The organism is Pseudomonas sp. P116, from assembly GCF_020149425.1.
Classification (GTDB): Bacteria; Pseudomonadota; Gammaproteobacteria; order Pseudomonadales; family Pseudomonadaceae; genus Aquipseudomonas; species Aquipseudomonas anatoliensis.
On the sequence record NZ_JACVHB010000005.1, the window covers coordinates 1 to 13,153 of the forward strand.

Annotated in this window: 12 protein-coding genes; 9 read left to right on the forward strand and 3 right to left on the reverse strand. The window is 59.2% G+C overall.

The features are described from left to right. Window positions 1-218: 218 nt before the first annotated feature. On the reverse strand, window positions 219-1,712 hold the full coding sequence (locus tag ICA15_RS17475) for a CoA-acylating methylmalonate-semialdehyde dehydrogenase (RefSeq protein WP_150617867.1): 1,494 nt from the start codon (window positions 1,710-1,712) through the stop codon (window positions 219-221). Window positions 1,713-1,788: 76 nt separating this feature from the next. Then, complete coding sequence (locus tag ICA15_RS17480) at window positions 1,789-3,138, reverse strand: aspartate aminotransferase family protein (RefSeq protein ID WP_150617868.1); 1,350 nt, start codon at window positions 3,136-3,138, stop codon at window positions 1,789-1,791. A 138-nt stretch (window positions 3,139-3,276) separates the two neighbouring features. Here ICA15_RS17480 and ICA15_RS17485 point away from each other — a divergent pair, with 138 nt between their 5' ends. The 7 genes from ICA15_RS17485 to ICA15_RS17515 all read left to right on the forward strand — a co-directional run bounded on the left by ICA15_RS17485 (window position 3,277) and on the right by ICA15_RS17515 (window position 11,247). Further along, entirely contained in the window at window positions 3,277-4,197 is a 921-nt protein-coding gene (locus ICA15_RS17485) for a LysR family transcriptional regulator (RefSeq protein WP_210554175.1), read from the forward strand. A gap of 121 nt (window positions 4,198-4,318) precedes the next feature. Next, window positions 4,319-5,707, forward strand: a complete 1,389-nt coding sequence (locus ICA15_RS17490; RefSeq protein WP_210554176.1) for a uracil-xanthine permease family protein — start codon at window positions 4,319-4,321, stop codon at window positions 5,705-5,707. A gap of 88 nt (window positions 5,708-5,795) precedes the next feature. After that, the gene (locus tag ICA15_RS17495; RefSeq protein ID WP_150617871.1) at window positions 5,796-6,446 is read left to right on the forward strand and encodes a TetR/AcrR family transcriptional regulator; all 651 of its coding nucleotides are present in this window, start codon (window positions 5,796-5,798) and stop codon (window positions 6,444-6,446) included. Window positions 6,447-6,453: 7 nt separating this feature from the next. Next, complete coding sequence (locus ICA15_RS17500; protein WP_150617872.1) at window positions 6,454-7,035, forward strand: IMPACT family protein; 582 nt, start codon at window positions 6,454-6,456, stop codon at window positions 7,033-7,035. Between the two features lie 618 nt (window positions 7,036-7,653). Next, a complete protein-coding gene (locus ICA15_RS17505) occupies window positions 7,654-9,201 on the forward strand; it encodes an ABC transporter ATP-binding protein (protein WP_210554177.1) in 1,548 nt (515 codons plus the stop codon). A gap of 13 nt (window positions 9,202-9,214) precedes the next feature. Further along, on the forward strand, window positions 9,215-10,321 hold the full coding sequence (locus ICA15_RS17510) for an ABC transporter permease (RefSeq protein ID WP_210554178.1): 1,107 nt from the start codon (window positions 9,215-9,217) through the stop codon (window positions 10,319-10,321). Next, window positions 10,321-11,247 carry an ABC transporter permease gene (locus ICA15_RS17515; RefSeq protein ID WP_210554179.1) on the forward strand — a complete coding sequence of 309 codons (927 nt, stop codon included), beginning with the start codon at window positions 10,321-10,323 and terminating at the stop codon, window positions 11,245-11,247. Before ICA15_RS17510 ends, ICA15_RS17515 begins: the two co-directional genes overlap by 1 nt. Before the next feature lie 73 nt (window positions 11,248-11,320). On the opposite strand, the gene ICA15_RS17520 is transcribed toward ICA15_RS17515, so the two are convergent. Further along, window positions 11,321-11,755: a hypothetical protein gene (locus ICA15_RS17520; protein ID WP_210554180.1), complete on the reverse strand. Its 435-nt coding sequence runs from the start codon at window positions 11,753-11,755 to the stop codon at window positions 11,321-11,323. A gap of 84 nt (window positions 11,756-11,839) precedes the next feature. Here ICA15_RS17520 and ICA15_RS17525 point away from each other — a divergent pair, with 84 nt between their 5' ends. Together ICA15_RS17525 and ICA15_RS17530 are read left to right on the forward strand one after the other, a co-directional pair. Continuing rightward, window positions 11,840-12,196, forward strand: a complete 357-nt coding sequence (locus ICA15_RS17525) for a MerR family transcriptional regulator (RefSeq protein ID WP_210554181.1) — start codon at window positions 11,840-11,842, stop codon at window positions 12,194-12,196. Window positions 12,197-12,213: 17 nt separating this feature from the next. Next, window positions 12,214-12,900, forward strand: coding sequence for an SDR family oxidoreductase (locus ICA15_RS17530; RefSeq protein WP_210554182.1), 687 nt, complete (start codon window positions 12,214-12,216; stop codon window positions 12,898-12,900). Window positions 12,901-13,153 lie beyond the last annotated feature (253 nt).

Consider the following 13,153-nt stretch of genomic DNA (forward strand, 5'->3'; position numbering starts at 1 on the left):
CCAGGCTTCGATGAACTGAAGCGACCCGCTCTCGAAACCTACTTAACTCATTGAATCTCAAGGAGTTTTCCGTTTCGACTGCGCCGGAAGTGGGGCGAATTATAGACGTCTGGAATCTGCCGTCAACCGCTATTTTCATAATTCTGTCATATCAGTCAAAAAAGCCCGAAAACGCAAAGGCCGACCTTAAAAGGTCGGCCTTCTGCACGCCCTTCTATTTATAAGCTAGGGAATGCGAACTGCGAAGCCTCATGGCTCGCACGCTGCGGCCAGCGCTGAGTGATCGCCTTGCGACGGGTATAGAAGCGCACGCCATCCGGGCCGTAAGCATGCAGGTCGCCGAACAGCGAACGCTTCCAGCCACCGAAGCTGTGATAAGCAACCGGCACAGGCAGAGGAACGTTGACGCCAACCATGCCGACTTCAATCTCATCACAGAACAGACGCGCCGCTTCACCATCACGGGTGAAGATGCAGGTGCCATTACCGTATTCGTGATCGTTGATCAGTTGCATAGCCTCTTCCAGGCTGTTGACGCGAACAACGCACAGCACCGGACCGAAGATCTCTTCTTTATAGATGCGCATCTCAGGGGTGACGTTGTCGAACAGGCAGCCACCCAAGAAGAAGCCTTCTTCATGGCCCGCCACGCTCAGACCACGACCGTCGACCACCAGAGTCGCGCCCGCCGCCACGCCGTCATCCACATAACCGCTGACTTTGTCGCGAGCCTGACCGGTAACCAGCGGCCCCATGTCCAGACCGCAGGAAGTGCCGGCACCGATTTTCAGCGCCTTGATCTGTGGAACCAGTTTGGCCACCAGCGCATCCGCCACTTGATCGCCCACACACACGGCTACCGAAATCGCCATGCAACGCTCACCGCAGGAACCGTAAGCCGCGCCCATCAGTGCGCTGACCGCGTTGTCCAGATCTGCATCCGGCATCAGCACCGCATGATTCTTCGCGCCGCCCAGTGCCTGAACGCGTTTGCCGCGCTTGGTGCCTTCGGCGTAGATGTATTCCGCAATCGGCGTCGAACCGACGAAGCTCAGCGCTTTGACTTCCGGCGCTTCGATCAGCGCGTCTACCGCGGTCTTGTCACCGTGCACCACGCTCATTACGCCTTTCGGCAGACCCGCTTCCAGCAGCAGCTGAGCGATCAGCAGCGTGGAGCTCGGATCACGCTCGGACGGTTTGAGGATGAAGCAGTTGCCGCAGACGATCGCCAGTGGGTACATCCACAGCGGCACCATGGCCGGGAAGTTGAACGGCGTGATACCGGCAACAATGCCCAGCGGTTGGAAGTCCGACCATGCGTCGATGTTCGGGCCGACGTTGCGGCTGTACTCGCCCTTAAGGATTTCCGGGGCGGCGCAGGCGAACTCGACGTTCTCGATACCGCGCTTCAGTTCACCGGCAGCGTCTTCCAGGGTCTTGCCGTGTTCTTCGCTGATCAATTGCGAGATGCGCGCTTCATTCTGCTCCAGCAGTTGCTTGAAGCGGAACATCACCTGGGCACGTTTGGCCGGCGGCGTATTGCGCCAAGCCGGGAACGCAGCCTTGGCGGCATCAATGGCTTTCTGGATGGTCTCGCGGGTGGCCAGTGGCAGCTTGTGGATCGCCTGGCCGGTAGCCGGGTTGAATACATCAACCGCGCGACCGTTCTCGGTCACCAGTTCACCATTGATCAAATGCGGGATAACGCTCATCGAAAACTCCTGAATTCTTGTCCGCGGATGCCCACGAGGGGCACCCGCCGTTTGTAGGTATATATAGAAGGAAAAATCAGTCGAGCTTGTTCAGCACTTCGCCGACCGCGTCGAACAGACGATCGAGGTCTTGCGGCTTGCTGTTGAAGGTCGGGCCGAACTGCAGGGTGTCGCCGCCGAAGCGCACGTAGAACCCGGCTTTCCACAGGGCCATGCCCGCTTCGAATGGACGCACGATGGCATCGCCATCACGACCGGCAATCTGAATCGCACCGGCCAGGCCGTAGTTGCGGATGTCGATGACGTTCTTCGAACCTTTCAGACCGTGCAACGCATTTTCGAAATGCGGGGCGACTTCGGCAACGCTTTGCACCAGGTTTTCCTTTTGCAGCAGATCCAGCGATGCCAGGCCAGCAGCGCACGCCACCGGGTGCGCCGAGTAGGTGTAGCCGTGCGGGAATTCCACGGCGTATTCCGGGGTCGCCTGGTTCATGAAGGTCTGATAGATCTCGGAACTTGCAATCACCGCGCCCATCGGGATCGCGCCGTTGGTGATCTGCTTGGCGATGCACATCAGGTCCGGGGTGACGCCAAAGCTGTCGGCACCAAACATCGAACCGGTGCGGCCGAAACCGGTGATCACTTCGTCGAATACCAGCAGGATGTTGTGCTGATCACAAATCTCGCGCAGACGCTTCAGGTAACCCTGCGGCGGCACCAACACACCTGCGGAACCGGCCATCGGCTCAACGAACACCGCGGCGATGTTCGACGCGTCGTGCAGTTCGATCAGCTTCAGCAACTCGTCGGCCAGGGCGATACCGCCCTGTTCCGGCATCCCACGAGAGAACGCATTGCTCGCCAGCAGCGTGTGCGGCAGGTGATCGACGTCCATCATCGACTGACCGAACAGCTTGCGGTTGCCGTTGACGCCGCCGAGGCTGGTACCGGCGATGTTCACACCGTGATAACCACGGGCACGGCCGATCATTTTGGTTTTGGTCGCCTGACCTTTCAGACGCCAGTAGGCACGGACCATTTTCACCGCGGTGTCGGCGCACTCGGAGCCGGAGTCGGTGAAGAACACATGGTTCAGGTTGCCTGGGGTCAGGTCAGTGATTTTTTCGGCCAGTTGAAAGGACAACGGATGGCCGTACTGGAAACCCGGCGAGTAATCGAGGGTGCCCAACTGTTTGGAGACTGCTTCCTGAATTTCCTTGCGGGTGTGCCCAGCGCCGCAGGTCCACAGCCCCGACAGCGAGTCGTACACCTTGCGGCCTTTGTCATCGATGAGCCAACTGCCTTCGGCACCAACGATCAGTCGCGGATCGCGCTGGAAGTTACGGTTGGCGGTGTACGGCATCCAGTGCGCGTCCAGCTTCAATTGGCTGGCCAGTGGCGACGGAGCGTTTTCGGGCATGTTCATCGGGCAAAACCTCGCAGGGCTTAAGCTTCAGGGAGATAAAAGTCGTTGTTGCAGCTAAATTGCCACGCGGATAAAGTCGGTGAAATCCAACTCTTCTAACCTTCAGTTAGAGCATCACTAAACTTTGAGCGATTAAACATGAGCAGCCGCCGTCCCGATCCGCTGGCCCAGGTCAGTGACTTTGATATTCGCCTGCTGCGGATCTTTCGCAGCGTGGTGGAATCCGGCGGCTTCTCGGCAGCGGAAACCGTGCTCGGCATCGGGCGCTCGGCAATCAGCCAGCAGATGAGCGATCTGGAGCAACGCCTCGGTTTACGTTTATGTCAGCGTGGCCGCGCTGGATTCTCGCTGACCGAAGAAGGTCGCGAGGTCTATCAATCAGCCCTGCAGCTATTGAGTGCGCTGGAAAGTTTTCGCACCGAGGTCAATGGCCTGCACCAACACTTGCGTGGCGAACTGATCATCGGCCTGACCGATAATCTGGTCACCCTGCCCCACATGCGCATCACTCACGCCCTCGCCCAATTGAAGGAGCGCGGGCCGGATGTGCAAATCCAGATCCGCATGATTGCGCCGAATGAAGTCGAACAAGGCGTGCTGGACGGTCGCCTGCATGTCGGCGTGGTGCCGCAGGCCAGCGCGCTTTCCGGGTTGGAATATCAACCGTTGTACAGCGAGCGCTCACTGCTTTATTGCGCGGTCGGTCATCCACTGTTTTATGTCGATGACAAACAACTCGATGACGAGCGCCTAAATAGTCAGGACGCCATTGCCCCGACGTTTCGTTTGCCGGCGGAAATCCAGGCGCACTATCAAGCGCTCAACTGCACTGCCAGCGCTTCCGACCGTGAGGGCATGGCGTTTCTGATTCTGACCGGGCGCTACATTGGTTATCTGCCGGATCATTACGCCAGCCTTTGGGTACAGCAAGGGCGTTTACGCGCACTCAAGGCTAATACACGTTTTTATGATTTGAGTCTGGCATCGGTCACGCGCAAGGGCCGGCGCCCTCATTTGGTGCTGGAAAGCTTTCTGGATAGTCTGGCGGCAACACGTTGAAAACCAACAAACACCCAGCCACGTTAGGCCCTAGAGACAAAATTAACCAATAACCTGAGCAAGTGGACAGCTTTTTGCAAAGCAGGATCAATCCCGATCCTTCAACAAGAAGCCCAACGCCATGCAGCCAGATTCTGAACCGTCCAGCGACTTGATCTACGGCCTCAACGACCGCCCCAAACCGCTGGCCGCGACCCTTGCCGCCCTGCAACACGTGCTCGCCAGTTTCGTCGGCATCATCACCCCGCCGCTGGTGATCGGCTCGGCGCTCGGGCTGACCGCGCATTTGCCTTACCTGATCAGCATGGCGCTGATGGTGTCCGGGGTCGGCACGTTTATTCAGGCACGCCGCCCGTTCGGGATTGGCGCAGGGATGATCTGCCTGCAAGGCACCAGTTTCGCCTTTCTCGGCGCGGTGCTGTCGGCCGGGTTTCTGGTCAAGCAGCGCGGCGGCAGTCCGGAAGACATTCTGGCGATGATCTTTGGCGTGTGTTTTTTCGGCGCGATTGTGCAGATCGTGCTCAGCCGTTTCATTGGTCAATTGCGCAGGGTGGTCACGCCGTTGGTAACCGGGATTGTCATCACGCTGATCGGCATCAGCCTGATCAAGGTCGGCATCACCGATCTCGGCGGAGGCTTCAATGCCCCGGACTTTGGCGCGCCGGGCAATCTGGCGCTGGGCGTATTCGTGTTGCTGACGATCATTTTGCTCAACCGCTCGAACACGCCTTGGGTGCGGTTGTCGGCAATCATCATCGGCTTGGTGCTCGGCAGCCTGGCGGCGTGGTTCAGTGGGAAACTGGTCCCGCAGCCTTTGCCTGACTTGCCGCTGGTGAGTTTTCCTACACCGTTCAAGTTCGGATTCAGTTTTGACTGGACCGCGTTCCTGCCGGTCGCGCTGATCTATCTGATCAGCACCATCGAAACCGTCGGTGACCTCACCGCCAATTGCATGCTCGCCCGCCAACCCATCAGCGGCCCTTCTTATATAAGCCGCTTGCGCGGTGGGGTGCTGGGTGATGGCGTGAGCTGCATGATCGCCGCAACGTTCAGCGCCTTCCCCAACACCACGTTTGCGCAGAACAACGGCGTGATCCAGTTGACCGGCGTTGCCAGCCGTTACGTTGGCCTATACATCGGCGCGATTCTGTTTTGTCTCGGCCTGTTTCCAATGATCGGTGCCGTGCTGCAACAGATCCCTAAACCAGTACTCGGCGGCGCCACTCTGGTGATGTTCGGTGCCGTCGCCGCTGCCGGCGTGCGCATCCTCGCGCAATCGCCGCTGGATCGGCGCAGCGTGCTGATCATCGCCACGTCGTTCGGCGTCGGCCTGGGCATCGCCGCGCAACCGAACCTGCTGCACCTGCTACCGAAACTGGTGCAAAACCTGTTCGACTCGGCGATTACCAGCGGCGGGCTGACGGCAATCATCCTTTGTCTGCTGCTGCCGGAAGCAAAACCAGCCCCCACTGAAGTACATGCGCCGCTGAACAAGATCGAACAGGCGTAACGGTTTTATCGTTTCAGGACTTGTCGGATACGTGTGGGTGCGCTATCAACGCAACTGGTTGCACCCACAGACAAACCCGGAAGTGCCTATGACCTTTGAAGTCCCCGCTCACGGCGGCAAGCCCGCCAGCCGCATTCGTCAGAAGAACGAAGAGACCATTCTCAAAGCCGCCGAAGACGAGTTCGCCCGTCACGGGTACAAAGGCACCAGCATGAACACCATCGCGCAGAATGCCGGGTTGCCCAAGGCGAACCTGCATTACTACTTCACCAACAAGTTGGGGCTGTACGTAGCGGTGCTGAGCAACATCATCGAGTTGTGGGACAGCACCTTCAACACTCTCACCGCCGAAGACGATCCGGCTGAAGCGCTGACCCGTTACATCCGCGCCAAAATGGAATTCTCCCGTCGCCAGCCACAAGCCTCGCGAATCTTTGCGATGGAAGTGATCAGTGGCGGCGAATGTCTGAGCGAATATTTCAACCAGGATTACCGCGCTTGGTTCCAGGGCCGCGCGGCGGTGTTTCAGGCGTGGATCGATGCCGGCAAAATGGACCCGGTGGATCCGGTGCACCTGATCTTCCTGTTGTGGGGCAGCACCCAGCATTACGCCGACTTCGCCACGCAGATCTGCCGCGTCAGCGGGCGCAGCAAGTTGACCAAGCAGGACATGGAAGACGCCGGCAACAACCTGATCCGCATCATTCTCAAAGGCTGCGGCCTCACTCCTTCTCTATAAGACGTTTATGCCTTTCACCCTCAGCGGTTTTTGCGAGTACCGCGAAGAGATTCGCAAAAGCCGCTTTATCACTTTCGCTGCACCGATCAGCAGCCCCGCTGACGCGCAGGCGTTCTTCGAACAGCACAGCGACTTGAACGCCTCGCACAATTGCTGGGCGTGGAAACTCGGCGATCAATATCGCAGCAATGACGACGGCGAACCGGGCGGCACGGCCGGGCGACCGATACTGGCGGCGATTGAAGCGCAGGATTGCGATCAGGTCGCGGTGCTGGTGATCCGCTGGTACGGCGGCATTCAACTCGGCACGGGGGGATTGGCCCGGGCCTATGGCGGCGGAGCGAACAAGTGCCTGCAAACGGCGGCGAAAGTCGAGTTGATCAGCCGCGTGCCGTTGAGTTGTGCCTGTGGTTTTGCCGAGTTGGCGCTGGTGAAGTTGCGGGTAGCGGATCTGGGTGGGTTGATTGTCGAAGAAAACTTCACGGCAAACGGCGTTGAGTTGAAGTTAGCTGTGGGGGAAGCGCAGATCGAGGTCTTGCAAACGCAGCTAGCCGATTTGAGTCGTGGGCGGATTTTGCTTCAACGATAAAAGATCAAAAGATCGTCCGATCGCGGCCCGAGCGTTCCGCAGCTCCTACACTTGAAACGCATTCCCCTGTAGGAGCTGCCGAAGGCTGCGATCTTTTAGGGCATCACCCTTTTCCGTTATTACCCGGACTTGCCCACATCGGCTGTGCACCCGGCTGTGGATAACCTGAGCACATCCCGCTGTAACCCTTCTGTCATGCGGCTTTGCGCGATTTGTTCACTTTTCGTTCAATTCCCCCGACCAAATGCAAATCCCACGCAAAAACAATCAGTTATCTTGGTTTATCACCATTAGAAGAAAGCACCGCGGTGCTTATGCCCGGGATTTCAGCTTGCGCACAATAACTGTGGAACAACCTGTGGATAACCCGTTCATGGCTGTCGCAGTCGCCGATGCTGTATAGCTCCAATGGGTTTGCTCGTTTTTTGATCAATTACCGACGAGCAAAACTGGAGCCTGATCATCAGCTTTGCTCTCAATTGGTGCTTGGCATCATCGGGATTTGACCTCGCCAGCTCTGCACCAAATGCTGGGAGGCGATGCGTGGCGGACTTCCTGACTCAATGGCCAGGAAATTGCTTTATCCACAGGCATAACTTCAAGCAAGTCGAGCCTGTCATGCCCATCGCCCCTCCTGTCCCGCGCCTGCAACTGCGCCATATCAGCAAACGCTACCCCGGATGTCTGGCCAATGACGCCATTGATCTGAGCATTGCGCCCGGTGAAATCCATGCGCTGCTCGGTGAAAACGGCGCAGGCAAAAGCACGCTGATGAAGATCATCTACGGCGTCACTCAGGCCGACGCGGGCGAGATGCTCTGGCAAGGACAGCGCGTGAACATGCGCAATCCGGCCCAGGCGCGACAGCTGGGGATCGGCATGGTCTTCCAACATTTCTCGCTGTTCGAAACTCTGACCGTGGCGCAGAACATTGCCTTGGCAATGGGTGCGGCAGCGGGCACACCGAAACAGCTTGAGCCAAAGATTCGCGAAGTCTCGCGGCGCTACGGCATGGCGCTGGAGCCTGAGCGACTTGTCCACAGCCTGTCGATCGGCGAGCGGCAACGGGTGGAAATCATTCGCTGCCTGATGCAGGACATCCGGCTGCTGATCCTCGACGAACCGACTTCAGTGCTGACGCCGCAGGAGGCCGACGATTTGTTCATCACCCTGCGCCGTCTCGCCGCCGAGGGTTGCAGCATTTTGTTTATCAGCCACAAGCTCGGTGAGGTTCGCGCCTTGTGCCACAGCGCCACGGTCTTGCGCGGCGGGCGGGTAGCCGGGCATTGCGTACCGGCCGAATGCTCGGATCAACAGTTGGCGCAGATGATGGTGGGCGAAGCGGCGGCGTTGATTGGCGACTATCCAAAGGCCAGCGGTGGCGCGGTGTTTTTGCAGGTCAGCGGTTTGAGCTGGCATAACCCGGACCCGTTTGGCTGCTCACTGACAGGTATCGACTTGCAGGTGCGCAGCGGTGAAATCGTTGGCATCGCCGGAGTCGCGGGCAATGGCCAGGATGAACTGCTTGCCCTGCTCAGTGGCGAGCAAACGCTGCCACGGGCCGAAGTCGAAAAGATTCGTTTCGGTCATCAGGCCGTTGCTGATTTACGCCCCGATGCACGACGCAAACTCGGTCTGGCTTTCGTCCCGGCCGAGCGTCTCGGCCATGGTGCGGTGCCGGAGCTGAGTCTGGCCGACAACGCGCTGCTGACAGCCTTTCAACAAGGGTTGGTGAGCAACGGTTTGATAGAACGAGGCAAAGTCGATGCCCTCGCCCAGCAAATCATTCAGCGCTTCGGGGTAAAAACGCCGAATACGCAAACCGCCGCCCGCAGCCTGTCCGGCGGCAATCTGCAGAAATTCATCCTCGGCCGGGAAATCCTCCAGCAACCAAAACTGCTGATCGCCGCGCACCCGACCTGGGGCGTCGACGTCGGCGCCGCCGCGACCATCCACCGCGCGTTGATCGCCTTGCGCGACGCCGGCGCGGCGATTCTGGTGATTTCCGAAGACCTCGATGAACTGTTCCAGATCAGCGACCGCCTCGGCGCCTTGTGTGGCGGCAAGCTGTCGGCGCTGCAAAACACCACGGACACGCAACTGAGCGACGTCGGCGGATGGATGGCCGGTCAGTTCGATGCCCCTCAACAACACGCCACGGTTTAACGGAGTTTCAAACATGCTGCTTTCCCTCGAACCCCGTGGCCAGCAATCACGCCTGATGCTCTGGTGCTCACCGCTGTTGGCGGCGGCGCTGACGCTCGGCTGCGGTTCGCTGCTGTTCATCGCCCTCGGTCATGATCCGCTGCAAACCTTGCACACGCTGCTGATCGCGCCGGTCAGCGACTTGTACGGCGTTTCGGAATTACTGGTCAAAGCCCTGCCGATTCTGCTCTGCGCGCAGGGACTGGCGGTGGCCTACCAAGCGCGAATCTGGAACATCGGCGCCGAAGGTCAATTGCTGCTGGGCGCACTCGCCGGCAGTGCCTTGGCGGTCAACATCATCGACATGCAAAGCCGTTGGGCGCTGGTGCTGATTCTGCTGACCGGCACCCTCGCCGGTGCCGCATGGGCGGGGCTCACCGCATGGCTGCGCACACGTTTCAACGCCAACGAAATCCTCACCAGCATCATGCTCAATTACATCGCGCTGAACTTGCTGCTGTTCTGCGTACATGGGCCGCTGAAGGATCCCGCCGGTTTCAATTTTCCCGAGTCGGCAATGTTCGGCGACGCCAGCCGTTTGCCGCTGTTGCTGGAGGATGGCCGCGTGCATGCCGGGGTGTATTTCGCCCTGCTCGCGCTGGTCGCGGTGTGGGTGTTGTTGCAGAAGAGTTTTATCGGTTTCCAGATCAAAGTGCTCGGGCTCGACAAGCGTGCGGCAGGGTTCGTTGGCTTTCGCGAGAAGCGTTTGATCTGGCTTGCCCTGTTGATCAGCGGCGGGTTGGCGGGGCTTGCCGGGGTCTGCGAAGTCACCGGCCCGATCGGCCAATTGGTGCCGCAAGTGTCACCGGGTTATGGCTACGCGGCGATCACCGTGGCGTTTCTCGGGCGGCTCAACCCCATCGGAATTCTGTTCGCAAGTTTGCTGATGGCGCTGCTGTACATCGGTGGCGAGAACGCGCAGATGAGCCTCAATCTGCCGCAAGCGATCACGCAACTGTTTCAGGGAATGATGCTGTTTTTCCTGCTCGCCAGTGATGTGCTGATTCTCTATCGACCACGCCTGAATCTGCGCTGGGCACGGCGCACACAGACCCCCACCGTAACCGCCGGAGCGCTGTGATGGATATCGATCTGCTGAGCAATATTTTCTTCGCGATGGTGCGTTGCGGCACGCCGCTGCTGTTGGTGGCGCTGGGTGAACTGATCTGCGAGAAGAGCGGCGTGCTCAACCTTGGGCAGGAAGGGATGATGCTGTTTGGTGCGGTGATCGGTTTTATCGTCGCGCTCAATAGCGGCAACCTGTGGCTCGGCGTATTGCTGGCGATGCTCGCCGGGATGTTGCTGTCGTCGCTGTTTGCTTTGGTGGCGCTGGTGTTCAACGCCAATCAGGTGGCGACCGGCTTGGCCCTGACGATTTTTGGCGTGGGGCTGTCGACTTTCGTGGGCGCGGCGTGGGTCGGCAAACCATTGGCTGGATTCGAGCCGTTGGCGATTCCGTATCTGAGTGAAATTCCACTGATCGGGCGGATGCTGTTCGCGCAGGATCTGCTGGTGTATCTGTCGTTTGCGCTGTTTGCGCTGGTGGCGTGGGTGATCATCAAAAGCCGTGTCGGGCTGATCATTCAAGCGGTCGGCGAAAACCCGGATGCGGCCAGTGCGATGGGCTTGCCGGTGTTGACCGTGCGCACCCTGGCGGTGCTTTTCGGCGGCGCGATGGCCGGGCTGGCCGGGGCGTATCTGTCGCTGGCGTATACGCCGATGTGGGCGGAAAACATGACGGCCGGGCGTGGCTGGATTGCCTTGGCGCTGGTGGTGTTTGCCAGTTGGCGGGTGTGGCGGTTGTTGCTGGGCGCCTATCTGTTCGGCCTCGCCAGCATCCTGCACCTGGTGGCGCAGGGGTTGGGGCTGGCGATTCCGTCTAGTCTTCTGGCGATGCTGCCGTACGTGGCGACGATTGTGGTGCTGGTGTTGTTGTCGCGCGATGCGCTGCGCACACGGTTGTATGCGCCGGTGTCGTTGGGGCAGCCTTGGCAGGCGGGGCATTAATGTGGTGATTTCACGGGCCTCATCGCTGGCAAGCCAGCTCCCACAGGGATCTCGGGTGTGAATGCGTTCTGGATTACACCACCGGAACCTGTGGGAGCTGGCTTGCCAGCGATGGGGCCCGAACAGGCAACACCTGAGCGATGCCCCACGCCAGTTCGAAGACGAGGAAAATCAGCAAAATCGAACTGGCGCCATGGACCAGGGCATACCCCTGCCAAGCCGCAAACAGAAACCGCGCCACCGCGTCATAACGTCCATAAAGCGCCTGCGGATCACGAATCCGCAGCACCGCCCACACACAAACCACCGAACCCAACATATTCGCCATCAACATGTGCATCGGCGCGAACGCCGGCAACTCACCCGGCAAATCCATCGTCTGACTCAGCGCCGCCAAAACCCCATGCAAAAAAGCAAAACTCCACGGCGTCACAAACGCCGCCGTGACGATCAGGTCGTACCAGGCGCTGCCGCGCACCACGTTTCGATATTGTGTTGAAGTCCACATCGTCCATGCTCCAGAAATTTGAGGAGCAACCACGTTAAAGCCTGGAGTATGCTCCAGGGTCAAGCCCTCTTCAGAGCATCACAAATGCGCATCGGTGAATTGGCACAGGCCAGCGCAGTCAGTCGCGACACGCTGCGTTTCTATGAGCAACGCGGATTGATCGCGGCGCAACGCAGTGCCAATGGTTATCGCGACTACCCGCCGGAAATGCTGCAACTGGTGCTCTACATCAAGACGGCGCAGCGCCTGGGTTTTACCCTCGGCGAGATCGGCGACAGCGTTGCCGCACTGTGGAACGCGCCCGATCCGAAAAACGCTGTGGCGCAATTGCTGCGCGACAAGCTGCTACTGATTGAAACCCGCATGAGCGAACTCGACGCGCTACGGCATGAGTTGCAACTACGGCTCGGTCAGGCGTGTCCATTGAATCCTGAACTTTGACTTTCAAGGAACCCATCATGTCCCAGGCAAAAAACGCACTGATCATCGGCGCCTCCCGAGGCTTGGGCCTCGGGTTGGTGAAGACCCTGCTGGGCGACGGCTGGCAAGTGACCGCCACCGTGCGCAATCCCTCGAACGCCGAGGCGCTGCAAGCGCTGGGCAACGTGCGGATCGAGAAGCTCGACATGGATGACCAGCAGGCGGTGATCGCCTTGAACCAACAGTTGAAGGGCGAAACTTTCGACCTGCTGTTCGTCAATGCCGGGGTCAAAGGCCCGGCCGTACAGACCCCGGGCGGCGCGACCCTGGCGGAAGTCGGTCAGCTGTTTTTCACCAACGCGGTGGCGCCGATCAATCTGGCGCAACGCTTTGCCGGACAGATCCGCGATGGCAGCGGCGTGCTGGCGTTCATGAGTTCGGTACTCGGCAGCGTGACCATGCCGGATGCGCCGGAACTGGCGCTGTACAAGGCGAGCAAGGCTGCGCTGAACTCGATGACCAACAGTTTTGTCACGCAATTGGGCGAGCAAAAACTGACCGTACTGTCGCTGCATCCGGGTTGGGTGAAGACCGACATGGGCGGTGAAGGGGCTGACCTTGATGTGGACACCAGCACACGCGGTCTGATTGATCAGGTGAATGCGTTTACCGGCAAGGGCGGACATCACTTTATCAACTACAAGGGTGAAACAATTCCCTGGTAATTGATGATCCCCTGTAGGAGCTGCCGAAGGCTGCGATCTTTTGATTTTTTTAAGATCAAAAGATCGTCCGATCGCGGCCCGAGCCTTCGGCAGCTCCTACAGGGGTTGTGTATTTTGGTGATGTTGTCCTGTCGGGTGGGGCTTGCCCGGCGCAACGATTTGTTTGAAACTGCGCACCTCGTCCGTCGCGGCGAACCTGGATCAGCAGACAGGACAACACTGAGCTGGCAACCCTGAACCCACTTTCAGAGGA